The 25,140-nt window shown below is 76.8% G+C and carries 25 protein-coding genes; 18 read left to right on the plus strand and 7 right to left on the minus strand.

Going from position 1 to position 25,140, the window contains the following annotated elements:
• The first annotated feature begins 9 nt into the window (after positions 1-9).
• The 3 genes from FKD65_RS46130 (at position 10) to FKD65_RS00870 (ending at position 2,966) form a co-directional block, all read left to right on the plus strand.
• Positions 10-2,091 (plus strand): glycosyltransferase family 39 protein, encoded by a 2,082-nt coding sequence (locus FKD65_RS46130; protein WP_141575258.1) that lies wholly within the window; start codon positions 10-12, stop codon positions 2,089-2,091.
• Positions 2,092-2,152: 61 nt separating this feature from the next.
• A complete protein-coding gene (locus FKD65_RS00865) occupies positions 2,153-2,452 on the plus strand; it encodes a 4a-hydroxytetrahydrobiopterin dehydratase (RefSeq protein ID WP_141575261.1) in 300 nt (99 codons plus the stop codon).
• A 7-nt stretch (positions 2,453-2,459) separates the two neighbouring features.
• The gene (locus tag FKD65_RS00870; RefSeq protein WP_141575264.1) at positions 2,460-2,966 is read left to right on the plus strand and encodes a TIGR00725 family protein; all 507 of its coding nucleotides are present in this window, start codon (positions 2,460-2,462) and stop codon (positions 2,964-2,966) included.
• Positions 2,967-2,970: 4 nt separating this feature from the next.
• Here the strand turns inward: FKD65_RS00870 and FKD65_RS00875 are convergent, their stop codons facing one another.
• Positions 2,971-3,666 (minus strand): TetR/AcrR family transcriptional regulator, encoded by a 696-nt coding sequence (locus tag FKD65_RS00875; RefSeq protein WP_141575266.1) that lies wholly within the window; start codon positions 3,664-3,666, stop codon positions 2,971-2,973.
• A 74-nt stretch (positions 3,667-3,740) separates the two neighbouring features.
• Between FKD65_RS00875 and FKD65_RS00880 the strand changes: the two genes are divergently transcribed.
• A complete protein-coding gene (locus FKD65_RS00880; protein WP_141575269.1) occupies positions 3,741-5,402 on the plus strand; it encodes an ABC-F family ATP-binding cassette domain-containing protein in 1,662 nt (553 codons plus the stop codon).
• Here the strand turns inward: FKD65_RS00880 and FKD65_RS00885 are convergent.
• From FKD65_RS00885 to FKD65_RS00895, 3 genes are read right to left on the minus strand one after another with little or no spacing between them, the layout of a single operon-like run.
• On the minus strand, positions 5,356-6,147 hold the full coding sequence (locus FKD65_RS00885; protein WP_141575271.1) for an SDR family NAD(P)-dependent oxidoreductase: 792 nt from the start codon (positions 6,145-6,147) through the stop codon (positions 5,356-5,358). The genes FKD65_RS00880 and FKD65_RS00885 overlap by 47 nt on opposite strands.
• Positions 6,148-6,158: 11 nt before the next feature.
• A complete protein-coding gene (locus FKD65_RS00890) occupies positions 6,159-6,380 on the minus strand; it encodes a hypothetical protein (protein ID WP_141575273.1) in 222 nt (73 codons plus the stop codon).
• Complete coding sequence (locus FKD65_RS00895) at positions 6,377-8,299, minus strand: hypothetical protein (RefSeq protein ID WP_205718497.1); 1,923 nt, start codon at positions 8,297-8,299, stop codon at positions 6,377-6,379. The genes FKD65_RS00890 and FKD65_RS00895 overlap by 4 nt, the downstream gene beginning before the upstream one ends.
• Positions 8,300-8,436: 137 nt before the next feature.
• Between FKD65_RS00895 and FKD65_RS00900 the strand changes: the two genes are divergently transcribed.
• From FKD65_RS00900 to FKD65_RS00910, 3 genes are all read left to right on the plus strand, one after another.
• Positions 8,437-8,880: a hypothetical protein gene (locus FKD65_RS00900; protein ID WP_141575275.1), complete on the plus strand. Its 444-nt coding sequence runs from the start codon at positions 8,437-8,439 to the stop codon at positions 8,878-8,880.
• A gap of 3 nt (positions 8,881-8,883) precedes the next feature.
• The gene (locus FKD65_RS00905; protein WP_141575278.1) at positions 8,884-10,188 is read left to right on the plus strand and encodes a hypothetical protein; all 1,305 of its coding nucleotides are present in this window, start codon (positions 8,884-8,886) and stop codon (positions 10,186-10,188) included.
• Positions 10,189-10,251: 63 nt separating this feature from the next.
• Positions 10,252-10,722: a PPOX class F420-dependent oxidoreductase gene (locus FKD65_RS00910; protein WP_141575280.1), complete on the plus strand. Its 471-nt coding sequence runs from the start codon at positions 10,252-10,254 to the stop codon at positions 10,720-10,722.
• 9 nt (positions 10,723-10,731) lie between these two features.
• Here FKD65_RS00910 and FKD65_RS00915 read toward each other — a convergent pair whose 3' ends face one another.
• Positions 10,732-13,056 (minus strand): excinuclease ABC subunit UvrA, encoded by a 2,325-nt coding sequence (locus FKD65_RS00915; protein WP_141575283.1) that lies wholly within the window; start codon positions 13,054-13,056, stop codon positions 10,732-10,734.
• Between the two features lie 61 nt (positions 13,057-13,117).
• Between FKD65_RS00915 and FKD65_RS00920 the strand changes: the two genes are divergently transcribed.
• Both FKD65_RS00920 and FKD65_RS00925 read left to right on the plus strand, forming a co-directional pair.
• Positions 13,118-14,071, plus strand: coding sequence for a YafY family protein (locus tag FKD65_RS00920; RefSeq protein ID WP_141575285.1), 954 nt, complete (start codon positions 13,118-13,120; stop codon positions 14,069-14,071).
• Between the two features lie 124 nt (positions 14,072-14,195).
• Positions 14,196-14,567, plus strand: a complete 372-nt coding sequence (locus FKD65_RS00925) for a VOC family protein (RefSeq protein WP_141575288.1) — start codon at positions 14,196-14,198, stop codon at positions 14,565-14,567.
• 109 nt (positions 14,568-14,676) lie between these two features.
• Here FKD65_RS00925 and FKD65_RS00930 read toward each other — a convergent pair whose 3' ends face one another.
• Positions 14,677-16,053 carry a cytochrome P450 gene (locus tag FKD65_RS00930; protein WP_240809918.1) on the minus strand — a complete coding sequence of 459 codons (1,377 nt, stop codon included), beginning with the start codon at positions 16,051-16,053 and terminating at the stop codon, positions 14,677-14,679.
• Positions 16,054-16,114: 61 nt separating this feature from the next.
• Here FKD65_RS00930 and FKD65_RS00935 point away from each other — a divergent pair, with 61 nt between their 5' ends.
• Positions 16,115-16,891, plus strand: a complete 777-nt coding sequence (locus tag FKD65_RS00935) for an IclR family transcriptional regulator (RefSeq protein ID WP_240809919.1) — start codon at positions 16,115-16,117, stop codon at positions 16,889-16,891.
• Positions 16,892-16,920: 29 nt separating this feature from the next.
• Here the strand turns inward: FKD65_RS00935 and FKD65_RS00940 are convergent, their stop codons facing one another.
• Positions 16,921-17,823: a LysR family transcriptional regulator gene (locus tag FKD65_RS00940; RefSeq protein WP_141575295.1), complete on the minus strand. Its 903-nt coding sequence runs from the start codon at positions 17,821-17,823 to the stop codon at positions 16,921-16,923.
• An 84-nt stretch (positions 17,824-17,907) separates the two neighbouring features.
• Here FKD65_RS00940 and FKD65_RS00945 point away from each other — a divergent pair, with 84 nt between their 5' ends.
• The 8 genes from FKD65_RS00945 to FKD65_RS00980 all read left to right on the plus strand — a co-directional run bounded on the left by FKD65_RS00945 (position 17,908) and on the right by FKD65_RS00980 (position 25,129).
• Complete coding sequence (locus tag FKD65_RS00945) at positions 17,908-18,966, plus strand: aminotransferase class V-fold PLP-dependent enzyme (RefSeq protein ID WP_141575298.1); 1,059 nt, start codon at positions 17,908-17,910, stop codon at positions 18,964-18,966.
• 83 nt (positions 18,967-19,049) lie between these two features.
• Positions 19,050-20,075 carry an NAD(P)-dependent oxidoreductase gene (locus tag FKD65_RS00950; RefSeq protein ID WP_141575300.1) on the plus strand — a complete coding sequence of 342 codons (1,026 nt, stop codon included), beginning with the start codon at positions 19,050-19,052 and terminating at the stop codon, positions 20,073-20,075.
• A 37-nt stretch (positions 20,076-20,112) separates the two neighbouring features.
• Positions 20,113-20,781, plus strand: a complete 669-nt coding sequence (locus FKD65_RS00955) for a glycosyltransferase family 2 protein (protein WP_205718498.1) — start codon at positions 20,113-20,115, stop codon at positions 20,779-20,781.
• Positions 20,778-21,437, plus strand: a complete 660-nt coding sequence (locus FKD65_RS00960) for a TIGR04282 family arsenosugar biosynthesis glycosyltransferase (RefSeq protein ID WP_141575303.1) — start codon at positions 20,778-20,780, stop codon at positions 21,435-21,437. Before FKD65_RS00955 ends, FKD65_RS00960 begins: the two co-directional genes overlap by 4 nt.
• Positions 21,434-22,066: a methyltransferase domain-containing protein gene (locus FKD65_RS00965; protein ID WP_205718499.1), complete on the plus strand. Its 633-nt coding sequence runs from the start codon at positions 21,434-21,436 to the stop codon at positions 22,064-22,066. Before FKD65_RS00960 ends, FKD65_RS00965 begins: the two co-directional genes overlap by 4 nt.
• Entirely contained in the window at positions 22,063-23,232 is a 1,170-nt protein-coding gene (locus FKD65_RS00970) for a molybdopterin-dependent oxidoreductase (RefSeq protein WP_141575305.1), read from the plus strand. The genes FKD65_RS00965 and FKD65_RS00970 overlap by 4 nt, the downstream gene beginning before the upstream one ends.
• The gene (locus FKD65_RS00975; RefSeq protein ID WP_141575307.1) at positions 23,229-23,720 is read left to right on the plus strand and encodes a hypothetical protein; all 492 of its coding nucleotides are present in this window, start codon (positions 23,229-23,231) and stop codon (positions 23,718-23,720) included. The genes FKD65_RS00970 and FKD65_RS00975 overlap by 4 nt, the downstream gene beginning before the upstream one ends.
• Positions 23,717-25,129: a hypothetical protein gene (locus FKD65_RS00980; protein ID WP_141575309.1), complete on the plus strand. Its 1,413-nt coding sequence runs from the start codon at positions 23,717-23,719 to the stop codon at positions 25,127-25,129. Before FKD65_RS00975 ends, FKD65_RS00980 begins: the two co-directional genes overlap by 4 nt.
• Positions 25,130-25,140 lie beyond the last annotated feature (11 nt).

Consider the following 25,140-nt stretch of genomic DNA (forward strand, 5'->3'; position numbering starts at 1 on the left):
AGCACCCGCATGACCTCCACGATCCCGGCCGCCCCGCCCGCGCCCCGCACCCCGCGGGGGCGGGGCGGCCCCCTCCGGCGGCTGCTGCGCGGCCCCGACGCCGACCCCGCCTGGGCCCGGTCCGCGCTGCTGGCCCTCCTCGCCGCCACCAGCCTCCTGTACATCTGGGGGCTCGGCGCGTCCGGATGGGCCAACGCCTACTACTCCGCCGCCGTCCAGGCCGGCGCGACCAGCTGGAAGGCGTTCTTCTTCGGGTCCTCCGACGCGGCGGGCGCCATCACCGTCGACAAGCCGCCCGCCGCGCTGTGGCCCATGGCCCTGGCCGCCCGCGCCTTCGGCGTCAACGCCTGGAGCATCCTCGTCCCGCAGGCGCTCATGGGCGTGGCGACCGTCGCGACCCTGCACGCGGCCGTCCGGCGCCGCTTCCCCGCCTGGGCGGCGCTGCTCGCCGGCGCCGCGCTCGCGCTGACGCCGGTGGCCGCGCTGATGTTCCGGTTCAACAACCCCGACGCGCTGCTGGTGCTGCTGCTGACCGCCGGCGCCTACGCCGCGCTGCGCGCCCAGGAGACCGCGAGCACCCGCTGGCTGCTGCTCGCCGCGGCCTGCGTCGGGACCGGGTTCCTCGCCAAGATGCTCCAGGCGTTCCTGGTCGTCCCGGTGTTCGCCCTGGTCTACCTGCTCGCCGCGCCCACGCCTCTGCGGCGGCGGCTGTGGCAGCTGGCCGCCGCCGGGGGAGCGCTGGCGGCCTCGGCCGGATGGTGGGTCGCGGCCGTGGCGCTCGTGCCCGCCTCCGCCCGCCCCTACATCGGCGGATCGCAGCACGACTCGGTCCTGGAACTGGCGCTCGGCTACAACGGCCTCGGACGCCTCAACGGCGAGGAGACCGGAGGCCTCGGCAACCTCAACCAGGACGCCGGATGGGGCCGCATGTTCGGGCCCGTCGTCGGCGGCCAGATCTCCTGGCTGCTGCCCACCGCGCTCGCCCTGCTCGCCGCAGGGCTGTGGGCCACGCGCCGCGCGCCCCGCACCGACCCCGCCCGCGCGGCCCTGGGGCTGTGGGGCGGATGGCTCCTGCTCACCGCCGCCGTCTTCAGCTGGATGCAGGGCATCTTCCACGAGTACTACACCGTCGCGCTCGCCCCCGCGATCGCCGCGCTCACCGGCATGGGCGCCGCGCTGCTGTGGGAGCGCCGCCGCACCCCCGAGGCCGCCGCGGTCCTGGCGGCGACCGTCGCCGCCACCTCCCTGTGGGCCTACGTGCTGCTCGACCGGTCCCCCGACTGGCAGCCCTGGCTCGCGCCCGCCGTCGCCGGCGCGGGCCTGCTCGCCGCCGCCGGCCTCGCGGCCGCGCGGGTGCTGCGCGGCCCCGTCCTCGCAGGCGCCGCGGCCCTGGCGGTCCTGGCCTGCCTCGCCGGGCCCGCCGCCTACGCCGCCGAGACCGCCCGCACCCCGCACGGCGGCGCCATCGTCACCGCCGGACCCGCCACCTCCGCCGGGTTCGGGCCCGGACGAGGCGGCCCCGGCGGACGCCCCGGGCGCCCCGGGCCCGGCGGCCGGATCGCGGGCCCCGGCGGCCCCCCGCCCCAAGGGCCGGGGACGGCGGCGCGCATGCCCGCGGGCCCCTGGGGCGGCGGAGGACCGCGGGCCGCGGGGCCCGGCGGGGGACCGGGCGGCGTCCTGAACGCCGCGACCCCGGACGCCGCCGCGACCGCCGCCCTCAGGGCCGGCGCCGCCTCCTACACCTGGGCCGCGGCCGCCGTCGGATCCAACACCGCCGCCGGATACCAGCTCGCCGCCGGCAGGCCCGTGATGGCCGTCGGCGGGTTCAACGGCACCGACCCCGCCCCCACCCTCGCCGAGTTCCAGCGCCTCGCCCGGCAGGGCAGGATCCACTACTTCATCGGCGGCGACCGAGGCCGTGCAGGCGGGCAGGCAGGCGGGCAGGCAGGCGGGCAGGGACGCGGCGCGGGCCCCGCGGCGAGCACCGGCAGCGACGCCGCACAGCGGATCAGCGCGTGGGTCGCCGCGAACTACACCGCCACCACGGTCGGCGGCACCGTCCTGTACGACCTGACCCCGGGCGCGGGGTGACCCGGCGCCCCCGGCGGGAAGGGACAGGAGCGAACGGAACCAGCGACCAGGGAGACACCCGATGGCCGACACGCTCGACGCCGCCGGCGTCGCCGACCGCCTGCGCGGCCTGCCCGCCTGGAGCCGCGACGGCGACCTCATCCGCAGGCGCGTCCAGGCGCCCTCCTTCATGGCGGGGATCGAGATCGTCGCCGACGTCGCCCGCGCCGCCGAGGACGCCGACCACCACCCCGACATCGACATCCGCTGGCGCACCCTGGCCTTCGCCCTGACCACCCACAGCGCCGGCGGCCTCACCGGCAAGGACTTCGACCTCGCCGCGGCGATCGACCGGATCGCCGCCCGGCACGGCGCCGGGTAGGCGCGCCGTGGCGCTCCAGGTCGCGGTGTGCGGGCCGGGCGAATGCACCGAACGCCAGTGGGACCACGCCTACGAGACCGGCCGGATCCTCGCCGGACGCGGCGCCGTGGTCGTGTGCGGCGGGCACGGCGGCGTGATGGCCGCCGCGGCCGCGGGCGCCCGCACCGCCGGGGGCGCCGTGGTCGGGATCCTGCCCGCCGCCGACCGCGCCGCCGCCGGACGCGACCTCACCGTCATCGTCCCCACCGGCCTCGGCCAGGCCCGCAACAACGTCATCGTCAACGCCGCCGACGCCGTCATCGCCGTCGGCGGGTCCTGCGGGACGCTCTCGGAGATCGCCCTGGCCATGCGCGCCGGCCGCGTCCCCGTCGTCCAGCTCGGCGGATGGCGCGTCCTCGACGAGGACGGGCGGCCCGTCGGCGGCGTCGTGCACGCCCAGGACCCGGCCGCCGCCGTCGACGCGACCGGCCTGTGGCACCGGCCCCGCGGCCCCGCGCCCGGGGGAGGGGGCTGAGCGGTCAGAGGTCCGGCGCGGCGCGGGGCAGCCGGGCGGCGATGCCGTCGAGCAGGTACTCCAGACCGTGGGCGAAGGTGGCGTCCCAGTCGTTGCCGCTGACGTGGCCGTGCTCGGCCAGGACCGGGTACCGGTCGCGCCGCTCCGCCAGATGCTCGTCGGCGGCCCGCCGGACGGCCGCCTCGTCGCGCCCCTGCCACGCGGCCTGCATCATCGACGACCCGATGACGTAGTTGGCCAGGCCGTAGGCGGCCGCGGTCAGCTCCGCGCCCGCCAGCCCGGCCCCGACCAGGGCCGCGTGCAGGAACTCGGTGCGCTCCAGCACGTTCGGGCCCATCAGCGGGCGGCCCAGCAGCGCCGCCGCCCACGGGTGGCGCAGCAGCGCCGCGCGCCACTCCCCGGCAAGCGCGGCGACATCGGCGCGCCAGTCGCCGGACGGGGCGCCCGGGAGCCGGGCCTGCCCGAACACGGTGTCCAGCGCCAGGTCGAGCACGTCGTCCTTGGTCCGCACATGCCAGTACAGGGTCGTGGAGCCGGTGCCCAGCCGCTCGGCCAGGCGCCGCATCGTCAACCGGCCGATGCCCTCCTCGTCCAGCAGGGACACCGCCTCGGCCACGATCCGCTCCCGGCTCAACGGGGGCCCCTCGCGCCGGGGCCTGGCCTCCCGGAACCAGATGCGCTCCGCCTCACTCGATGCCATGCCGCCACTCTAGTACGTTGTGCTACGACTAGACCAATGATCCGGTACCGGTACAACGTTCTAGAAGGGTTCGGATGGGCCACATCGAGGTGAGCGACCTGACCTACCTCCTGCCGGACGGGCGGCCCCTGCTCGACGGGGTCTCCTTCCGGGTGGGCGAGGGCGCCAAGGCGGCGCTCGTCGGCCCGAACGGCGCGGGCAAGACCACCCTGCTGCGCCTCATCGCGGGCGAGATCGCGCCGTCCTCGGGCACCGCCGCCCACTCCGGCGGCCTCGGAGTGATGCGGCAGTTCGTCCCCGGCGACCGCACCGTCGCCGAACTGCTGCTGTCGGTGGCCCCCGGCCGCGTCCGCGACGCCGCGCGGGCCCTGGCGGCGGCCGAGGAGGCGCTGGGGCACGACGAGGCCGGCCAGCTCGCCTACGCCGAGGCGATCAACGACTACACCGACGCGGGCGGATACGACATCGAGGTCGTCTGGGACGCCTGCACCACCGCCGCGCTCGGCCTGCCCTACGACCGGGTCCGCGACCGCAGGGCCGCGACCCTGTCGGGCGGCGAGCAGAAACGGCTCATGCTGGAGGCGCTGCTGCGCGGCCCGGACCGGGTCCTGCTCCTGGACGAGCCGGACAACTACCTCGACGTCCCGGCCAAGGAGTGGCTGGAGCAGCGGCTGGCGGCCACCGCCAAGACCGTCCTGCTGGTCTCCCACGACCGGTGGCTGCTGTCGCGCGCCGCCGACCGCATCGTCACCGTCGAGGCCCGCACCGCCTGGGTCCACGGAGGCGGGTTCGCCACCTACGCCGCCGCGCGGCGCGACCGGTCCGCCCGCCTCGACGAGCGCCGCCGCCGCTGGGACGAGGAGCACGCCCGCCTGCGGAACCTCGTGCACACCCTCCGGCAGCGATCGGCGAACAACGACGCCGTGGCCTCCTCCTACCAGGCGGCGCGCACCCGCCTGGCCCGCTTCGAGCAGGCCGGGCCGCCACTCAGCGCCCCGCCCGAGCAGCGCGTCCGCATGCGGCTGCGCGGCGGCCGGACCGGCAAGCGCGCCGTCGTCTGCGAGGACCTGGAACTGACCGGCCTGACCAGGCCCTTCGACCTGGAGGTCCGCTACGGCGAGCGCGTCGCGGTGCTCGGCGCCAACGGCTCCGGCAAGTCGCGGTTCCTGCGGCTGCTCGCCGGCCTGCCCGACCCCGACGTCCCCCACCAGGGAGCGGCCCGGCTCGGCGCCCGCGTCGTCCCCGGCCACTTCGTCCAGACCCACGCCCGCCCCGACCTGCGCGGACGCACCCCCGCCGAGATCATCACCACCGGGCACGCGTGCACCCTCAACGACGCGATGCGCGCCCTGGCCCGCTACGAACTCGCCCCCGCCGGGCGCCGGCCGTTCGACACCCTGTCAGGCGGGCAGCAGGCCCGCCTGCAGATCCTGCTGCTAGAGCTGTCCGGCTGCACGCTGCTGCTCCTGGACGAACCCACCGACAACCTCGACCTGGCCAGCGCCCAGGCACTCCAGGACGCCCTGGACGCCTACGCCGGCACCGTGCTCGCCGTCACCCACGACCGCTGGTTCGCCGCCGACTTCGACCGCTACCTGCTCTTCCGCGCCGACGGCCGCGTCCAGGAGAGCGCCGAACCCGTCTGGAACGAGCAGGACCGGGACCCCGCGGGCACCGGCGCCCCGCCGCCTAGTGGGCGGAGAACCCGCCGTCCACGAAGACCGACTGCCCGGTGACGTAGGCGGCGGACGACGAGGCCAGGAACACCGCCGCGCCCGCGAAGTCCTCCGCCAGCCCGTTGCGGCCCACCATCGTCCGCTCGGCGAGCGCCCGCACCTTCACCGGGTCCGACGACAGGCGCGCGTTGAGCGGCGTCATCACGAAACCCGGCACCAGGGTGTTGGCGGTCACGCCGCGGCTCGACCACGCCTCGGCCTGCGACCTGGCCAGCGCCACCAGCCCCGCCTTGGACACCCCGTAGGCGCCGCTGGTCACCGACGCCCGGAACGCCTGCTGCGAGGCGATGTGGATCAGCCGCCCGAAGCCGCGCGCGGCCATCCCCGGCCCGAACCGCTGCCCGAGCAGGAACGGCGCGTCCAGGTTCACCGCCATCGTGGTGTCCCACACCTCCGCGCCGAGCTCGTCCATCGGCGGCCGCAGGTTCACCCCCGCCGCGTTCACCAGGATGTCGGGCTCGCCGAACGGCTCCACCGCCGCCTGCGCGGCCCGCGCGACCGCCTCCCGCGACCCCAGGTCGGCGCTCACCGACGCGGCCCGGCAGCCGTGCCCCCGCAGATCGGCGACGGTCGCCGCCAGCTCGGCCTCCCGCCGCGCCACGACCACCACCGACGCCCCGGCCCGCGCGAGCGCCTCCGCGATCGCCCGGCCGATCCCCGAAGTGCCGCCCGTCACCACCGCGACCCTGCCCTCCAGCGAGAACAGCTCCGACAGGTACGGGGCGGGGGAGGGCCGGGCGCTCATGATCGCAGAGTCTACGGGGCGCCGGCCCCGCCGTCCCGCGGCGGCCCGTCCGGCCGGTCGGCGGGCATGTCGGCGGGCCGCCCGTCCGGCGGGTCGTCCGGCGGGTCGTCGCCGCGGCGCCGGTCCCGCCACACCACGAAGACGATCACCGCGACCACCACGAACGTCGGCACGAAGAACGGCACCGCCGTGATGATCGGATGGGACGCCAGCACCCCTGCCGCCACCGTCACGCGCCCGCCTCCGCGCTCTCCTCGGCGTCCTCCTCCGTGCCCACCTCATGGCGTGCCCCGTCCCGGCCCGCCCCCGCGGGCGCCGGGCGGTCCGGCAGCCGCCGCGCGATCCGCGCGACGCCCCAGCCCAGCGACAGCACCAGCGCCAGCGTGCACAGCAGCACCACCGCCGAGCACGCCGCCCACAGCCAGCCCGGCACGTCGGTCTTCAGCTCCCGCTGCAGGATCGTCCGCTCGCCCCGCAGGTCCCGGGTGAAGCGCGGCGGGGCCGCCAGCTCCTTCGCCCCGATCGCCGGGTCGTCGGGCAGGTAGACCGGGACGCCCGCCAGCGCCCGCCCGTCGTGGACGCGGACCAGCGTCTTCCAGTCGCCGTGCAGCGGCATCGGCGCCGTCGTCCGGTAGACGCCCTCGCGCACCCGCACCAGGCGGTCGACGTGCAGGCCCTGCCCCTGCCAGCCCGTCACCGTCACCCACGCCGGGCCGTCCACGGTGTCCGCGGGGGAGAACTCCACGCGGGCCTCGGCGGTGCGGTGCGCCGCGTCGCCGCGCACATCGGTGAGGGTGACCGTGGCCGTGCGGCCCTGCGGGACCGTGAACACCAGGCCGTTGGCCACCGCCGCCGCCACCGCCACGAGCGCCGCCGCGAACACCCCCCGCGCCACCGCCGGGCGCGGCATCCGCCCTCGCAGCCCCTCGGCCAGCAGCGCCCCGCACACCCCGCCCGCGACGCCGCCGGCCACGGCCATCACCATGCCCTCGGCGAGGATGTCGGGCGTCCACGGCAGCCGGAACGCGACCTGCCCGTAGGCGTACTCGGCGCCGAACCCGGCCGTGCCGATCAGCACGCCCGACACCGCGCCCAGCGCCAGCGGCCGCCGCGCCAGCACCAGCGCCGCGACCTCCACGCACACCGCCTCGGCGAAGTACAGCGGCACCGCCGCCCACAGCTCCCCGATCACCCCGCCGACCAGGAGCGACACCCCGCCGCGCACCGCCATGTAGAACACGACGGCGAACACCGCGCCGCCGCGCCCCGCCCACAGCCGCGCCGCCACCAGCGCGCAGCCCGCCGCCAGCGCGATCAGCAGCGGCTGGTGGACGAGCCGGAACTGCGGCACCCCGAAGTCGTACTCGGCCTGGAACACCGACAGCCCGATCAGCAGCCCGCCCCCGTGCATGCAGCGCCGCGCGTAGCGCAGCCACCCCGGCGGCTGCCCGGCGGCCCCGCAGGCCCGGCGGCCCTCCCGCTCCAGCACCATCATCGCCACCAGCGACAGCCCCGCGCCGCCGATCAGCATCAGGTGCGTCGGCCCCCACAGCGTCACGTCCTGCCCGAAGATGCGGTGCCACACGTCGTCGAGGGGGAACCCCAGCAGCGCGTAGAAGCCGGCGCCCGCCAGCAGCACCCCGCCCACCGGGGCGTGCCAGTCCCGGGTGATCCGCACCGATGCCGCGCCGGGGCGCTCGCCCTTGGGCAGCACCACGGCCAGCACGCCGGAGGTGAAGATCCCGAACAGTCCGATCAGGATGGGGTAGTGGGCGATGTTGGCCAGCGGCCCCTCGTCCCGGCCGTGCGAGATGTGCAGGGAGATGTCCCAGTACATCCCGAGGAGCGCGACCATCAGCGACACCATCGCCACCGGGATCGGCAGCGCCGCCCACCCGGGGGTGCCGCGGCCCGGGCCCCGCGCCGCCACGTCCGCCGCGCGCGCCAGCACCGTGACGCGGCCGCTGCGGTGCCCCCACCCGAGCACCAGCAGCGCCGCCGTCAGGACGCCTGCGGCGCCCGAGGCGATGAGGATCTGGTCCAGCGCCGCGCCGCCCGCCGGCCTGGCGGGCGCCCCGGCGGCCAGCCGCGCCGCGATCCCCGCGCCGGCGCCGCCGATCCGCGCGCCCGTGCCCGTCACGTGCTCCAACACCACTGCTCCCTCGCCGCAGGAACCGGGACGACCCGCTTCCGCCGGGACGACCCCCTGCCCGGAGTATGTCACTTTCCAATGTGTCATTGTCTAGTGTCACAATCTGTGGTGTGCGACACCGGGACGGAAGGGGAGCCATGCGGCGGGCACGAACGGGAGCGGTCACGACGGCGGTCACGACGGTGCTGGCGGCGGTACTGACGGCGGCGGCCGGGTGCGGGGAGCCCGCGCCCGAGGCCTCGCCGAGCGCCCGGACCTCCGCCCCCTCCGGAGCGGGACCGAGCGCGTCCGGGCCCGCACCGGGCGCGTCCGGGCCGTCCGCCGTCCGGATCGCCGTCACCGTGACCGGCGGGAAGGCGCACACCGCGCACCGCCGCGTGAAGGTGCCGCGCGGCGCGGCGGTCGAGATCACCGTCACCGGCGACACCGCCGACGAGTTCCACCTGCACGGCTACGACCGCGAACTGGAGCTCGCCCCCGGACGGACCGCCGTCCTGCGGTTCACCGCCGACACCCCGGGCGTGTTCGAGGCCGAGCTGCACCACTCCGGCGCCCGCGTCCTCGAACTCCAGGTCGGCTGACCCGTGCACGTGCTCGCCCACGGGCTCGGCGGCCGCACCGACCTGCCCCTGGACGCCGTCGCCGCCATCGCCGGCGGGGGCCTGGCCGTCGCGGCGTCCTTCCTCGCCCTCACCGCCGCGTGGAAACGGCCCCGCCTCCACCCCGGCGCCGGCCGCCCGCTGCCGCCCGCACTCGCCCGCCTGCTCGACGCGCCCGCCCTCACCGCCGCCGGACGCGCCCTCGCCCTGGCCGCGACAGCCCTCGTCGTCGCCGTCGCGTTCGCCGGGCCGCCCTCCGACACCCGCAACCTCGCGCCCTGGGCGCTGTACGTGACGTTCTGGGTGGGCCTCGTCCCCGCCAGCGTCCTACTCGGGCCCGTGTGGCGGCGCGTCAACCCCCTGCGGACCCTGCACGCCGCGCTCTGCCGCGCCACCCGCACCCCGCCCTCAGGGCGCCGCGCCCTGCCCGAACGGGTCGGCTACTGGCCCGCCGCGGCCTGGCTCACCGGGTTCGTCTGGCTGGAACTGGTCGCACCGCACCGCTCCGACCCGCGCCTGGTCGGCGCCCTCGTCCTCGCCTACGCCGCCTGCAACCTCGCCCTGGCCTGGTGGTTCGGCCGCGACTGGTTCACCCGCGGGGACGGGTTCGAGGCCTACTCCAGCCTCCTGGCCCGGCTGTGCCCGATCGGACGGCGCGGCGACGGCGCCCTCGTCCTGCGCACCCCGCTGACCGGCATCATGAAGGGCGACCCCGAACCCGGCCTCACCGCCACCGCCTGCGTGCTGATCGGCTCGACCGGGTTCGACGGCGTCACCCGCACCACCTACTGGCGCGACAACGTCGACCCCTCCAGCGTCCCCGCCGGAACCCTGGGCCTGGCCTGCGCCGTCGGCGCCGTCGCGGCCCTGTACGTAGCGGCGCTGCGGCTCAGCGCGCGGCTGACCGGCCAGGACCCGGCCACCCGGGCGGGGCCCGCGCGGTTCGCCGCGACCCTGCTGCCGATCGCCCTCGGTTACACCGTCGCCCACTACTTCTCGTTCTTCGTCCTGGAAGGCCAGACCACCGCCATCCTCGCCAGCGACCCCTTCGGGACGGGACTGAACCTGCTCGGCTCCACCGGCAACCGCGTCGACTACGGCCTCGCCGGACCGACCCTCGTCGCGCAGGTGCAGGTCAACGCGATCGTCCTCGGCCACATCGCCGGAACCATCGCTGCGCACGACCTCGCCCTGCGCGGCCCCGGCCGGGCCGCGCGCGGACAGCTCCCCATCGCGGCCGTCATGATCGCCCTCACCTGCGCCGGCCTGTTCGCCCTGCTGAGCGGCTGACCGCAGGGGTGGACGGCGCGGCGGCGGCGCACCCATCGGCGACCGGTTCCTAGAGTGGCGGGCATGGCTCCTTCGATCGCCACCGCGAACCGCGTCGACCGTTCCGAACTACTGGAGTTCCTGCGCCCCCGCCACCACGCGCTGCTGTCCACCGCCCGCTCCGACGGGCGGCCCCAGATGTCGCCCGTGACGTGCGGGGTCGACGAGCAGGGCCGCATCGTCATCTCCACCTACCCCGAACGGGTCAAGGCCCGCAACGCCCGCCGCGACCCGCGCGTGTCGGTGTGCGTGCTGTCCGACGACTTCAACGGCCCCTACGTCCAGGTGGACGGCACCGCCGAGGTCATCGACATGCCCGAGGCGGCGGACGCCCTCGTCGACTACTACCGCTGCATCGCGGGGGAGCACCCCGACTGGGACGAGTACCGGGAGGCGATGCGGCGCCAGGACAAGTCCCTCATCCGCGTCACCATCGAGAGGTGGGGGCCGATCGCGACCGGCGGGTTCCCCGCCCGCCTGGCCCCCGGCGACTAGCGCCGCCGATCAGCCCGGCGCCGCGGCCCGCCCGGGCAGGCCGCGGCGCAGGAACTCCGCCGTGACCGACGGTGCCTCCAGCAGCTCGGCTGGGGTGCCGGCGAACACGACCTCGCCGCCGTGCCGGCCGCCGCCGGGCCCGAGGTCGACCACCCAGTCCGCGTGCTTGACCACCTGCTGGTCGTGCTCGACGACGATGACGGTCCCGCCGCCGTCCACCAGCCGGTCCAGCAGCGCCAGCAGCGCCCCGACGTCGGACAGGTGCAGGCCCGTCGTCGGCTCGTCCAGGACGTAGACGGTGCCGGCGCGGTGCAGCCGGGTCGCCAGCTTGATGCGCTGGCGCTCGCCGCCCGACAGCGAGCCCAGCGGCCGCCCGAGCGTCATGTAGCCGAGCCCGACGTCGTTGAGTGCGCGCAGCCGCTCGGCGATCGCGCGTTCGGCCGGGTCGCCGCCGCCGTCGCCGCGGGGCGAGGCGGCGGGCTCGGCGAAGAAGGGCAGGGCCTCCTCGGCGGTCATCGCCAGGACGTCCACGATCGTCCGTCCCCGCAGGGTGTGGGCGAGGACCTCCGGGCGGTACCGGCCGCCCCCGCACGCCTCGCACGTGGTGGTGACCGGGTCCATGAACGCCAGGTCGGTGACGATGACGCCGTTGCCGTCGCACTCCGGGCACGCGCCCTTGGAGTTGTGGCTGAACAGGGCCGCGGGGGCGCCGCTCACCCGCGCGAACAGCTTGCGCAGCGGGCCCATCGCGCCGAGGAAGGTCGCGGGGCTGGAGCGGCGCGACGCCGCGATGGCCGACTGGTCCACCACCACCGCCTCGGGGTGCCGGGCGGCGAACTCCTCCATGACCAGGGTGCTCTTGCCCGACCCGGCGACACCGGTCACCGCCGTGAGCACGCCCGTGGGGAACCGCACCGCCAGGTCCTTGAGGTTGTTGGCGCGGGCGCCGGTCACCTCGAGCCATCCGGCCGGCTCCCGGAACGCGGCCTTGACCGGCGCCGCGCGGCGCAGGGCCCGGCCGGTCGGCGTCGCGGCGGCGCGCAGCCCCGCGACCGTCCCGGTGAACACGATCTCGCCGCCGCGCACGCCCGCGCCGGGCCCCATGTCGACCACGTGGTCGGCGACGCCGATCACCGCCGGGTCGTGCTCGACCACCAGCACGGTGTTGCCCTTGTCGCGCAGCCGCAGCAGCAGCGCGTTCAGCCGGTCGACGTCGCGGGGGTGCAGGCCCGCGCTGGGCTCGTCGAAGATGTAGGTCATCCCGGTCAGGCTGGATCCCAGGTGCCGGACGACCTTGAGCCGCTGCGCCTCCCCGCCCGACAGCGTGCGGGTCGGGCGGTCCAGGGTGAGGTAGGACAGGCCGATGTCCTCCAGCCGCCGCAGCCGCGTCACCGCCTCCCCGGCGACCCGCGCGGCGACCGGGTCGCCGATCTCGCCGAGCGCGGCGACCAGATCGCCGATCTCCATGCGGGACAGGTCGGCGATCGAGCGGCCGCCGACGCGCGAGGCCAGCGCCGCCGGGTTCAGCCGCGCCCCGCCGCAGGCCGGGCAGGTGTCCTCGCGCACGACGCGCCGCGCCGCGTCGCGCACCTTGGGCGGCAGGGACGCGAAGTCCCGCTTGATGTAGAGGCGGTGGAAGCGCTCGAGCATGCCCTCGTAGGCGTTGTGGCCCATGGACCCGGTCCGGTTCAGGCGCGGCACCCGGAATCCCTTGCCGTGCAGCAGCAGGTCCCACTCCCGCGGGGTGAAGTCCCGCAGCGGCTTGTCCGGGTCGAACAGGCCCGACTCGGCGTACAGCTGCCACACGAACGTCCCGACGCCGAACGGCGGGAAGTCGACCGCGCCCTCGTTCAGCGACCGGTCGGCGTCCAGGAAGCGGTCCAGGTCGACCCGCGCCACGTGGCCGAGGCCGTCGCACTCGGGGCACATGCCGCGCGGGTCGTTGAAGGAGTACGCGGCGGCCTCCCCGGCGCCGGGCGTCCCGTGCCGGGAGAACAGGACCCGCAGGACCGGGGAGATGTCGGTGATGGTGCCCACCGTGGAGCGGGCGTTGCCGCCGATCGGCCGCTGGTCGACCACGACCGCGGGCGTGAGATGGTCGATGACGTCGGCGTCGGGCCGCTCGCGGCGGGGCATCCGGTCGCGCGCGAACCAGCTGAGCGTCTCGTTCAGCTGCCGCTGCGACTCCGCCGCGACCGTTCCGAACACCACCGACGACTTGCCCGATCCCGAGACCCCGGTGAACACCACGAGCCGGTCCTTCGGGATGCGCAGCGAGACGTCCTTGAGATTGTTGTTCCTGGCACCGGTGATGACGATGTGGTCCCCGTTCATGGCCGCCACGCTAGGCACCAATGAGGCCAGAAACTGGCCTCATTGTCCGCATACTGGGGGCATGTCGTCCGAACGTCTGCTGCGGCTGCTGTCGCTGCTGCAAACCCGCCGGGAATGGAGCGGGCCCGAGCTGTGCGACCGCCTGGGCGTCAGCGCGCGGACCGTCCGCCGCGACATCGAGCGGCTTCGCGGCCTCGGCTACCCGGTGCACGCCTCGCTCGGCGCGGCCGGCGGCTACGTGCTGGAGGCCGGCGCCGCGATGCCCCCGCTGCTGCTGGACGACGAGGAGGCCGTCGCGATCGCCGTCGGGCTCCGCACCGCCACCGGGGGTGCGGTCGAGGGCATCGCCGAGGCGTCGGTGCGCGCCCTGGCCAAGCTCGAACAGGTCCTGCCCGCGCGGCTGCGGCGCCGCGTCACGGCACTGCACGCCGCCACCACGACTCTGGGCGACCCGCCCGCCGGGCCGGTCGCCGACCCCGAGACCCTGACGGTGCTGGCCGCCGCGTGCCGCGACCACGAGCGCGTCCGCTTCACCTACCGCGACGGCGCCGAGCGGGAGACCCGGCGCCTGGCCGAGCCGCACGGCCTGGTGTCGGCGGGACGGCGCTGGTACCTCGTCGCGTTCGACACCGGCCGCGACGACTGGCGGATCTTCCGCGTCGACCGTGTGTCCGGCCCGCTGCCGACCGGCGTCCGGTGCCCGCCGCGCGAGCTGCCCGCCGCCGGCACCGCCGAGTTCGTCACCCGCTTCCTGGCCGGGACGCAGCCCGCGACGCGGGCGGTGCTGCTCGTGCACGCCTCCGCGCGGGAGCTGGCGGACCGTTTCCGCGTGACCGGCGCGGAGGTCGAGCCGGTCGACGAGAGCACCTGCGTGCTGCGCACCGCCGCCGACTCCCTGGAATGGACGGCGCTGCGCATCGCCTACCTCGACATCGCCTTCGAGATCCGCGAGCCCGCCGAGCTGCGCGGCCGCGTCGCGGCCATGGCGGAACGCCTCGCCCGCGCCGCCCGCTGACGCCGCCCGCAGGCCCCTCCGGGGGCGGTTCGAGGGCGGCGCCGAGACGGCCCGCCCTACCTGACAGAAGGTGTCAGCTTCCTCTGGAAACCTGAGGGCGTACCGACCACGAAGGAGCCGAAATATGCCCGGTATCGCGGAATTCGCCGCCGTCAGCATCGACTGCCCAGAACCGCCGGCGCTCGCCGCGTTCTACGCGGCGGTGACCGGAGGCGAGGTCACCTACGACACCCCCGAGGCATCCGCCGTCAAGCTGCCGGGCGGCATGGACGTCTACTTCCAGGGCGTCGCCGGTCACCGGCCCCCGACCTGGCCCGAAGGGGACCGGCCCCAGCAGTTCCACCTCGACTTCTACGTCGACGACCTCGACAAGGCCGAGGAGACGGTCACCGGCCTCGGCGGCGGCAAGCCCGACTTCCAGCCCGGCGGCGACCACTGGCGCGTCCTCACCGACCCCGCAGGCCACCCGTTCTGCGTCTGCGTCCGCCAGAACTGACCCTCCGCCCGGCGGTCGGCCGAGTCGCGGCGCACCGCCCTGACCGGCCGCCGCATGAGGACGACCTGCCGCAAACCGGCGCGCCCGACGCCCCTCGGCGGCCGGCGCGCTAGGCGAGGACCCGCACCGGCAGGCCGCCGCGCGGGCGCATCGCGGTCACGCTCGTCGGCGTGGCGGCGGTGGAGACCAGGGACAGCCGGGTGCGGCGCAGCAGGCACGCCAGCATCGTCTTGATCTCCACCGTCGCCAATGTCGAGCCGATGCACCGGTGCGGGCCTCCGCCGAACGGCAGGTACGTCGCGGGCGTGGTCGGCCGGTACAGCGCCGACGACCGGTCCCACCGCTCGGGCCGGAACCGGCCCGCCTGCGGCCACACCTCCGGCATCCGGTGGGTGACGAACGGCGAGTAGAACACCATCGCGCCCGCCGGGACCCGGTGCCCGCCGTAGGAGAAGTCCTCGACCGGGACGCGGGCGCTGAGCACGGCGGGCGGGAAGAGCCGCAGCGTCTCGTTCACCACCCCGTCCAGGTACTCCAGCGCGGGCAGGTCGGCGGCCTCGACCGGCCGGTCGCCGACCACCTCGGCCACCTCCCGCCGCGCCCGCTCCTCGGCCTCCGGGTGGGCCAGCAGCGCGTACACCGCCCACGCCATCGCGGCGCTGGTGGTGTCGTAGCCGGCCGAGATGAGGCTGATGACCTGGTCCTGGAGCTCCTGGCGGGTCAGGCCCGCGCCGTCCTCGTCGCGCGAGGCCAGCAGCATCCCCAGCACGTCGTCGTACTCGCCGCCCTCGCGCAGCCGCCGCTCTATCTCCTCGTCCACCCGCCGGGCGACCAGCGCGCGGGACGCCGCGACGCGCCGCATGTAGGGGTTGGGCACCGACCGCAGCACCATCTGCAGCACGAAGTTGCGGTCCACGGCGGCGAGCGCGTCCTGCAGCCGCCGCCCGATCACCTCGCTGTCGGCGGCGAGCCGGTCCCCGAACAGCACCTCGACGGTGGAGCGGCGGATGACCCCGCGCAGCTCGGCGTAGGCGTCCAGGGTCTGCCCGGGGCGCCAGGTCTCCAGCGCCGCGTCGGTATTGGCCGCCATCCGCTCCACGTACCCGCCGACGCGCCGGTGGTGGAACGCCGGCTGGACGAGCCGTCGCCGCCGCCGGTGGTCGGCGCCGTCGCTGACGATCAGCGCGGTCTCGCCGTTCACCGGCACCAGCAGGTCGAACGCCTCACGCCAGCGGAACAGGCCCGAGTTGGCGAACACGAACGCGTTGGCGTCGGGGCCGAACAGGTGCACGAACGGCATCCGGCGCGTGCCGACGACGGCGACCGGGCCCGCCGCCGCGTGCAGGCGCAGCAGGCTCGCGCACGGGTTCAGCGTGAACCCGATCCCGTGCCGGACCGTCAGGGAGAGGGAGGGGCCCCGCGCCGCCGCGACGGCCGCGCGGGCCTTGCCGGGACGGGGCGCGCGTACCGGGATGTCGGGTGCCACGGGCCCAACTATGGCACGCCCCGGCGAGTCGCGGGCCGGACCCGATGGGAGGATGGGACACGTGACGGACGACCGCGCGGAAGGGACCCACCGGCCGAAGCCGGGCACGCAGACGGTGGACCGCTGCGTGGCGGTGCTGCGCTCCTTCGAGGACGCCGCCCGGCAGACCCCCACCGAGGTCGCGCACCACCTCGGCCTGTCGGTCAGCACCGCGCACCGCATCGTGCGCGCCCTGCACGACACCGGGATGCTCGCGCAGGACCCCGCGACCGAGCGGTACTTCCTCGGCCCCACCACCGCCATCCTCGGCCGCCTGGCGCTGGAGCGGATGGGCGCGACCCTGCTGCAGCCCGAGCTGACCGCGCTGCGCGACGGGACGGGCGAGGCGGTGAGCCTCGGCGTGCGGGCGGGCGACGAGGTCGCGGTGCTGCTGCACCTGCCCTCGGTGCATCCGCTGCGCTACGACCAGCCGCCCGGCGACCGCAACCCCATCCACACGTGCGCGATGGGCAAGGCGCTGCTGGCCTTCGACGACGACCCGATCGCGATGGACGAGCCGTTCGCCCGCCACACCCCGGCGACCCTCACCACCCGCGCCGCGCTGGAGGCCGACCTGCGGGGCGTCCGCGAGCGCGGCTACTCCCTCAACGACGAGGAGCGCCTCGCCGGCGTCCGAGCCGTGGCCGCGCCGGTCCGCGACGGCGGCGGGCGCGTGTTCGCGGCCGTCGCGCTGCAGGGCCCCTCGGTGCGGTTCGGCGACGAGCGGCTGCCCGTCCTGGCCGAGGCCGTGCTGGCCGCCGCAGGACGCCTCACCGACCTGCACCGCCACCTGTCCTAGCGCCCCGGCCGCCCGGCGGGTCGAGCCGTTCAGCTCGGGGCCGCCTCGGCGGGGGAGGCCGCCAGCTCGTCCAGCAGCGCCGCGACCGCCGGGGGCCGCGGGCCCGCCGGGACGACCGCGCTGATGCGGCGGCCGCCGACGCCGCGCACGTCGGGTACCGCGACGCCCGGCTCGGTGTGCAGGCCGAGCGCCAGCGCGGGCAGCGTCGTCACCGCCAGGCCCCGCGCGACCAGCCGCTGGATCGCGACGTGGTCCTCGGTGGCGAACGCGATGTCGGGAGTGAACCCGGCCCTGCGGCACGCCCACCGCAGGTGGTCGCGGCACCGCGCGCAGCCCGACGCCCACGTCTCCCCGGCCAGGTCCTCCAGGCGCGGCCGCTCCGCCGACGCCACCGGATGCGCGGCCGGGACCAGCAGCCGCAGCGGGTCGTCGCGCAGCACGACCTCCCGGAACCGCGAGTCGGTGTCCGGCGGCGCGGACGCGTGCCGGAACACCACCGCGATGTCGGTGTCCCCGGCGCGCAGCAGCGCCATCGCCTCGGGCGGCTCGGCGTCGACCAGCGTGACCGACACCCCCGGCGCGCGGGCGCGCAGCCGGGCCAGGGCGTCGGGCAGCAGCCCGCCCGCCGCCGTCGGGAACACCGCCACCCGCACCCGCCCGGCGCGCAGCCCCGCGACCGCGGCGATCTGCTCCTCGGCGTCGTCCATGCGGGCCAGGACGTCCTCGACGTGCTCCACCAGGATCCGGCCCGCCTCGGTCAGCCGCACGCCGCGGCCGTGCCGGACCACCAGCGGGGTGCCGACCTCGGCCTCCAGCCGCGCGATGTGGTGCGACACCGCGGGCTGGGTGTAGGAGAGGGACCGGGCGGCGGCGGTCATCGAGCCGAGCCGGGCCACCTCGCGCAGGATCCGGCCCCGGTGCAGGTCCAGCATCCCCGCAAGGTATCAACGGAACTGATGGGCCGCCAAGAAAACCGTACTTTGTGCTATGGCCCGGCGGTGCCCCACGATCGGGGCATGAGCCTTTCCCTGCGGGACGCGCAGCGCGAGTTCGGCGCCGGCGTCGCCTTCCTCAACACCGCCACCTACGGTCTGCCGCCGCGCGCCGCGCACGAGGCGATGCTGGCGACCGAGCGCGACCGGGCCGCCGGGGTGCTGGCCCCCGGCGCGCTCGACGAGGCGGTGACCAGGTCCCGGGAGGCGTTCGCGCGGCTCCTCGGCGTCCCCGCCGAGCGGGTCGCGTGCGGCCCGCAGGTCTCCTACTTCACCGGGCTGGTCGCGGCGTCGCTGCCCGCCGGCGCCGAGGTGCTCGTCGCCGACGGCGACTTCACCTCGCTGCTGTTCCCGTTCGCCGCCCGCCCGGACCTGGGCGTGCGGTCCGTCCCGCTGGAGCGCCTCGCCGAGGAGGTCCGCGCGGGCACCGGCCTGGTCGCGGTGTCGGCGGTGCAGTCCGCCGACGGCCGCATCGCCCCCATGGACGGCCTCCTCGACGCCGCCCGCGCGCACGGCGCACGCGTCCTGCTGGACGCCACCCAGGCCGCCGGCTGGCTCCCGCTGCCCGCCGACCGCGTCGACTGGCTGGTCGCCGGCGGCTACAAGTGGCTGCTCGGCCCGCGCGGGACCTGCTTCCTGGCCGGCACCCGCGAGGCCCTGGACGCCCTGCCCGCCATCGGCGCCGGCTGGTACGCCGGCGCCGACATCTGGGACTCCATCTACGGGCTGCCGCTGCGGCTGGCCGACGACGCCCGCCGCCTGGACCTGTCCCCGGCGTGGCAGTGCTGGGCCGGGCACGCCCCGGCGCTGGAACTGCTGGAACAGGTCGGGATCCCCGCCGTCCACGACCACGACGTCGCGCTGGCGCGCCGGTTCGCCGCCGGGCTCGGCCTCCCGCCGGGCGACTCGGCCATCGTGTCGGTGCCCGTCCCGGACGGCACCGCCGACCTGCTGCGCCGGGCCGGGGTGATCGCCACCGTCCGCGCCGGGCGGCTGCGCTGCGCCTTCCACCTCAGCACCACCGAGGCCGACGTCGACAAGGCCGTCGGGCTGCTCGCCCCGCTCGTCCGCGCCGCCGGGTGAAGTTCTTACAAGGTTCGAACAAGGTGCCTTGACCGGCCCTTCCAGGCGGTCCCGGCCGCGCCCCGCGCCCTACGTTCGTGCGCATGAACGTACTGCTCACCGGGTCGGCCGGATTCATCGGCTCGCACATCGCCGAGGCCCTGACCGCCGCGGGCCACCATGTGCGCGGCCTGGACCTGCGCCCCGACGGGCTCGGCGGCCCCGCCGCCGACGTCCGCGACGCCGCGGCGGTCGCGCGGCGGCTGGAGGGCGTCGACGCCGTCTGCCACCAGGCCGCCAAGGTCGGCCTCGGTGTGGACGTGTCCGACCTGCCCGACTACACCTCCGTCAACGTGCAGGGCACCGCCGTGCTGCTGGCCGAGATGGCCCGCGCCGGCGTCGGCGCCCTGGTGCTGGCCTCCTCGATGGTCGTCTACGGGGAGGGCGCCTACACCTGCGCCGCCCACGGCCTCGTGCGCCCCGGACCCCGCCCCGAGGAGGCCCTGCGCGCCGGGCGGTTCGAGCCGCCGTGCCCGGCGTGCGGGCACCCGCTGGCTCCCGGCGCCGTCGGCGAGGAGACCCCGCCCGGCCCCCGCAACGTCTACGCCGACACCAAACTCGCCCAGGAGCACCTCGCGGCGTCCTGGGCGCGCTCGACCGGCGGGTCCGTCGCCGCGCTGCGCTACCACAACGTCTACGGGCCGCGGATGCCGCGCGACACCCCCTACGCGGGCGTCGCCGCGATCTTCCGGTCGCGGCTCATGGACGGGCTGGAGCCGCTGGTGTTCGAGGACGGCGCGCAGCGCCGCGACTTCGTCCACGTCCGCGACGTCGCCCGCGCCAACGTGCTGGCGCTGGAGCGGGCCGCCGCCGGGCCCCCCGAGCCCGGCGGGCTGCGCGCCTACAACATCGCCAGCGGCGAGCCCCGCACCATCGGCGACATGGCGGCCGCGCTGTCGGGCGCGTTCGGCGGGCCGCGGCCCCGCGTCACCGGCGGCTACCGGCTGGGGGACGTCCGCCACATCGTCGCCCGGCCCGACCGCGCCCAGCGCGAGCTGGGCTTCTGCGCGGCGGTGACGTTCGCCGAGGGCATGGCCGAGTTCGCCCGGCCGCCCGTCACCAGTTCGTAAGGGTCGTTCCCCCGTCACCGAAAGTAGCGTCCGAGCTGTGATCGATGTCGTTCTTCCGTGCCTCAACGAGGCCGAGGCGTTGCCCTGGGTCCTGACCCGGATGCCCGAGGGGTTCCGGGCCCTGGTGGTCGACAACGCCTCCACCGACGGGTCCGCGCGCGTGGCCGCGGCCCACGGCGCCCGCGTCGTCCCGGCGGCGCAGCGCGGCTTCGGCGCCGCCTGCCACGCCGGGCTGCGCGCCGCCGAGACCGAGGTCGTGTGCGTCATGGACGCCGACGCCTCCCTCGACCCCGCCGAACTGCCCCGCCTCACCGCGCGGCTCGGCGACCTGGAGGCCGCCGGGCATCGCGGCCTGGTGCTCGGGCGGCGGCGCCCGACCGGGCGGGGCGCGTGGCCGCCGCACGCCCGCCTCGGCAACGCCGTGCTGGCCCGCTCGCTGAACCGGCGCGCCGGGACCCGGCTGCACGACCTCGGCCCCATGCGCGCCGCCCGCCGCGAGGCCCTGCTCGACCTCGGCCTGCGGGACCGCAGGTTCGGCTACCCGCTGGAGATGGTGCTGTCGGCCGCCCGCGCCGGGTGGCGCATCGACGAGATCGACGTCGCCTACCGCCCCCGCACCGGCGCCTCCAAGGTGACCGGGACGCTCGGCGGAACGGTCCGCGCCGTCCGCGACATGCGCCGCGTCCTCGCGGAGGTCGCCCGATGAGCGGCGCGCCCGACTCCGGAGCGGCCGATGTCGTCGTCATCGCCAAGGAGCCCGTCCCCGGCCGGGTCAAGACCCGCCTGACCCCCGCCTACACCCCCGCCGAGGCCGCCGCGCTCGCCGAGGCGTCCCTGCGCGACACCCTCGCCGCCGTCGCCGCCGTGCCGGCGGCCCGCCGCATCCTCGCGCTCGCCGGCGACCCCGGGCCGTGGCTGCCGGACGGTTTCACCGTCCTCACCCAGCGCGGCGGCGGCCTGGACGAGCGCCTCGCCCACGCCTTCGACGACGCCTACGCCGGCCGCCCGCTGGTGCTGATCGGCATGGACACCCCGCAGGTCACCCCCGCGCTGCTCGACCGCGCCCGCCGCGGCCTCGGCCGCGGCGACGCGGTGTTCGGGCCCGCCCGCGACGGCGGGTTCTGGCTGCTCGGGCTGCGGCGCCCCCGCGCGGCGCTGCTGCGCGGCGTCCCGATGTCGCGCCCCGACACCGGCGCGGTCCAGCTCGCCAGGCTGCGCGCCGCCGGGCTGCGGACCGCGGCGCTGCCCGAGCTCACCGACGTCGACACCCCCGCCGACGCCGCGGCCGTCGCCGCGGCCGCGCCGGGGACCCGCTTCGCCGCCGCCGTGCGCGCCCTCGGCCACCGGACCGTCCCGGCATGATCGGCGAACTGTACGAGGAGGCGCTGCAGGGCCGCGCCCCGGTGGAGATCGAGCACGCCGACGGGCGCCGCCGCCCGCTGCCCGTGCGCGACTGGCTGGCCGTGCGCCCCGGCGACGGCGGGCTCCTGGACCGCTGCCGGGGCGCCACCCTGGACGTCGGCTCCGGGCCGGGACGGCTGACGGTCGCGCTCGCCCGTCGCGGCCTGCCCGTCCTCGGCATCGACCTCGCCCCCTACGCGGTCGCGCTGACGGTCGCGGCGGGCGGCCCGGCCCTGTGCCGGGACGTGTTCGGCCGCGTCCCCGGCACCGGGCGCTGGCGCACCGTGCTGCTCGCCGACGGCAACATCGGCATCGGCGGCGACCCCGCCGCGCTGCTGCGCCGCGTCCTGGCGCTGCTGGCGCCCGGCGGGCAGGTGCTGATGGAGGTCGGGCCGCCCGGCTCGGCGTCCCGGGTGGAGCCGCTGCGGCTGCGCTCGGACCGGTCGGTCGGCGAATGGTTCACCTGGGCGCACGTGTCCGCCGACGCCGTCACCGGGCTGGCCGCCGGCTGCGCCGCGACCGTGGCCGAGTTCTGGGAGGAGGCGGACCGATGGTTCGTCGCGCTGCGCTCCGGGGACGCGCTCTCATGAGCCCCGCGACCGACGAACGCGAGCCGGCGCGGCGCGGGCCGGCCGGCCCGGCCGGCGTGCTGCGCGCGGTCCCGGGGCGGTTCACCAGCCGCCTGCACGACGAGCGGATCGCCTCCTGGCTCGGCATCGCCCTCGGCGCCAGCGTCCTGGTCTCCTTCGGGACCGGGCTGGTCAGCCACTTCATGCAGCAGCCGGCCGGGTGGATGCAGTGGCCGTCGCGGCCGGTGAACCTGTACCGGGTCACCCAGGGCGTGCACGTCATCGGCGGCCTGGCGACCGTCCCGCTCCTGCTGGCCAAGCTCTGGACGGTGTACCCGCGGCTGTGGCAGTGGCCGCCGGTGCGCTCGCTGGTCCACGGCGCGCAGCGGCTGCTGGTGTTCGTCCTGGTCGGCGCGGCGCTGTTCCAGTTCGTCACCGGGGTGCTGAACGTCGCCTACTGGTACGCGTTCCGGTTCTACTTCACCAGCGCCCACTACTGGACGGCCTACATCCTGGTCGGGGCGCTGGTCGTCCACGTCGCCGACCAGTGGGCCAAGGCGCGCCGCACCGTGATGACCCGTCCGCAGGACGCGGTCGGGCGCCGCGGCTTCCTGCTGACGGTCGCCGGCGCGAGCGGGGTCGTCGCGCTGACCACGGTGGGGGAGGCCGTCACGCCGCTGGCGCCGCTGGCGGTGCTGGCGCCCCGCCGCCCCGGCACCGGGCCGCAGGACGTCCCGGTCAACAAGTCGGCCGCCGCGACCGGCGTCACCGCCCAGGCCCTCGATCCCGGCTGGCGGCTCACCGTCACCGGCCGCGTCGCGCGGGAGGTCACCCTGTCCCTGGCCGACCTGAAGGCGCTGCCGCAGCACACCGCGCGGCTGCCGATCTCCTGCGTCGAGGGCTGGAGCGTCGAGGCGTCCTGGCGCGGCGTGCGGCTGCGGGACGTGCTGCGCCTGGCGGGCGTCGCCGACGACGCGCGGGTGCGCGTGGAGTCGCTGGAACGGTGGGGCCGCTACCGCACCTCGCAGGTCGACCCGCCGCACTGGCGGGACCCGCTGACGCTGCTGGCCCTCGGCATGAACGGCGCCCCCCTCGCCCTCGACCACGGCCACCCCTGCCGCCTCATCGCCCCGAACCGCCCCGGCGTCATGCAGACCAAGTGGGTCCACCGGCTGGTGGTCTCGTGAACGCGCGGACCGGGCGGAAGGCGGCCGTGTGGAAGGCGACCGCGTACACGGGGGGCCTGGCGCTCATCGCCTTCGGGCTGAACGGGATCGTGGAGGAGGTCCCGTTCGCCGAGTGGGCGAAGTGGTTCGCGGGGGCGGCGGTCCTGCACGACGCCGTCCTGGTCCCGGCGGTGCTGGCCGCGGGCGCGCTCACCGGCCTCGTGCCCGCGGGGCAGCGGCGCGTCGTGCGCGCCGCGCTCGTCGTCGGCGGCTGCGTGACCGCGGTCGCGATCCCCGTCGTGCTGGCCTACGGGCGCCGCGCCGACGAGCCGTCCCGCCTGCCGCTGCCCTACGGCCGCAACCTGGCGATCGTGCTGGGCTTCATCGCCGCCGCGGCGGCCCTCGCCGTCGCGGCCCGCGCGCTCACCGCGCGCCGCGCCGCCGGGCGCCGGAGGCACGGGGGAGCGACGCGCGCGCCGCGGCCGCCGCGGAAGGAGACGGGACGATGACGCTCACCGAGGCGCACGGCCGGGTGGAGGCCGCCGAGCCGCGCAGGCGCGGCCGGTCCGCGTGGGTCGCCGTCGCCGTCTGGGCGGCCGGGATCGCGGCGGCGTTCGCCGTGGGCTGGTACCTGCGCCGCGCGGGCCTGTCCACCGAGGACCGGCTGCCCCCGCTGCACGCGCGGGCGCGGGGGTGGCCGCCGGGCTGGGGACTGCTGCCGGCACCGGCCCTGGCGGCCCTGGCCGTGGCCGGCCTGCCCGTGCTGGCGGCCCGGCTGCCGTGGCGGGCGCTGCCGCCGGTCGCGTGGGCGTCCGCCGCCGCGTGGACGGTGGCGCTGGCCGCCTCCGACGGGTGGGGCGCGCTCGCCGCGCCGCTGGACGCGCCGACCGAGTACCCGGCGGGCCTGGCGCAGGTGCGCCCCGACCCGCTGGAGTGGCTGCGGACCTTCACCGAGCGGCTCGGCGGCTACACCACGCACGTGCGGGGGCATCCGCCGCTGCCGATGCTGGTCCTGTGGGCGCTGGAGAAGGCCGGGCTCGGCGGCACCGGATGGGCGGCGGCGCTCGTCATCGCGGCCGGGACGTCCTCGGTGGCCGCGATCGCGGTCACGGTGCGGTGCGTGGCGGGGGAGCGGGCCGCGCGGGCCGCGGTGCCGTTCCTCGTCCTGGCGCCCCTGGCGGTGTGGGTCGCCACGGCGATGGACGCGTTCTTCCTCGCGGTCGGGGCGTGGGGGACGGCCCTGCTCGCGCTCGCCGCGCGGGGGGCGGGCAGGCGGGCGCTCGTCCCGGCGGTGGCGGGCGGGCTGCTGCTCGGGTGCCTGCCGTATCTGAGTTACGGGCTGCTGCCGCTGTTCGCGGTGCCGCTCGCGGTCGTGCTGCTGCGCCGCCCGCGGCCGCTGGTGCTCGCGGCCGCCGCCGCCGGGCTGGCGGTCGCCCCGGCCGCGTTCACGCTGCTGGGGTTCTGGTGGCCCGACGGCGTCCGCGCCACCCTGGACACCTACCTGGTCAGCCGCGGGTCGGCGCAGCGCTCCTACGCCTACTTCCTGTTCGGCGACCTTGCGGTGCTGGGGCTGCTGACCGGTCCGGCGGTGGCGCACGCGCTGCCGCGCACGGCGGCCCTGCTGCGGCGGCGCGCGCTCTGGCGGGACCCGCTCGGGCGGGGCGCGCGGCGGCGGGAGGCCCCGCCCGCGGCGGCGGTGGCGGTGCTGGCGGGCGCGGCGCTGCTCGGCGTGCTGGTCCTGGACCTTTCCGGTGTCACCCGCGGCGAGGTCGAGCGGATCTGGGTGCCGTTCGCCGCCTGGGCGGTGCTCGCCGCCGCCGTGGACCGCTCCCCTTCCGGGGCGGGGACGCGGGGGTGGCTGGCGGCGCAGGCGGCGACCGCGCTGGCCGTCCAGGCGCTCGTGCTCTCCCCCTGGTGAGGGCCCGCGCG

Source organism: Actinomadura sp. WMMA1423, from assembly GCF_006547145.1.
Taxonomy (GTDB): Bacteria; Actinomycetota; Actinomycetes; order Streptosporangiales; family Streptosporangiaceae; genus Spirillospora.

Coding starts and splice junctions, on each gene's coding strand:
- FKD65_RS00880 (WP_141575269.1), top strand. CDS start 3,741: ATGGGCCACATCGAGGTGAGCGACCTGACCTACCTCCTGCCGGACGGG.
- FKD65_RS00875 (WP_141575266.1), bottom strand. CDS start 3,666: ATGGCATCGAGTGAGGCGGAGCGCATCTGGTTCCGGGAGGCCAGGCCC.
- FKD65_RS00960 (WP_141575303.1), top strand. CDS start 20,778: ATGAGCGGCGCGCCCGACTCCGGAGCGGCCGATGTCGTCGTCATCGCC.
- FKD65_RS00920 (WP_141575285.1), top strand. CDS start 13,118: ATGTCGTCCGAACGTCTGCTGCGGCTGCTGTCGCTGCTGCAAACCCGC.
- FKD65_RS00915 (WP_141575283.1), bottom strand. CDS start 13,056: ATGAACGGGGACCACATCGTCATCACCGGTGCCAGGAACAACAATCTC.
- FKD65_RS00865 (WP_141575261.1), top strand. CDS start 2,153: ATGGCCGACACGCTCGACGCCGCCGGCGTCGCCGACCGCCTGCGCGGC.
- FKD65_RS00945 (WP_141575298.1), top strand. CDS start 17,908: ATGAGCCTTTCCCTGCGGGACGCGCAGCGCGAGTTCGGCGCCGGCGTC.
- FKD65_RS00925 (WP_141575288.1), top strand. CDS start 14,196: ATGCCCGGTATCGCGGAATTCGCCGCCGTCAGCATCGACTGCCCAGAA.
- FKD65_RS00980 (WP_141575309.1), top strand. CDS start 23,717: ATGACGCTCACCGAGGCGCACGGCCGGGTGGAGGCCGCCGAGCCGCGC.
- FKD65_RS00965 (WP_205718499.1), top strand. CDS start 21,434: ATGATCGGCGAACTGTACGAGGAGGCGCTGCAGGGCCGCGCCCCGGTG.
- FKD65_RS00970 (WP_141575305.1), top strand. CDS start 22,063: ATGAGCCCCGCGACCGACGAACGCGAGCCGGCGCGGCGCGGGCCGGCC.
- FKD65_RS46130 (WP_141575258.1), top strand. CDS start 10: ATGACCTCCACGATCCCGGCCGCCCCGCCCGCGCCCCGCACCCCGCGG.
- FKD65_RS00900 (WP_141575275.1), top strand. CDS start 8,437: ATGCGGCGGGCACGAACGGGAGCGGTCACGACGGCGGTCACGACGGTG.
- FKD65_RS00910 (WP_141575280.1), top strand. CDS start 10,252: ATGGCTCCTTCGATCGCCACCGCGAACCGCGTCGACCGTTCCGAACTA.
- FKD65_RS00940 (WP_141575295.1), bottom strand. CDS start 17,823: ATGCTGGACCTGCACCGGGGCCGGATCCTGCGCGAGGTGGCCCGGCTC.
- FKD65_RS00885 (WP_141575271.1), bottom strand. CDS start 6,147: ATGAGCGCCCGGCCCTCCCCCGCCCCGTACCTGTCGGAGCTGTTCTCG.
- FKD65_RS00950 (WP_141575300.1), top strand. CDS start 19,050: ATGAACGTACTGCTCACCGGGTCGGCCGGATTCATCGGCTCGCACATC.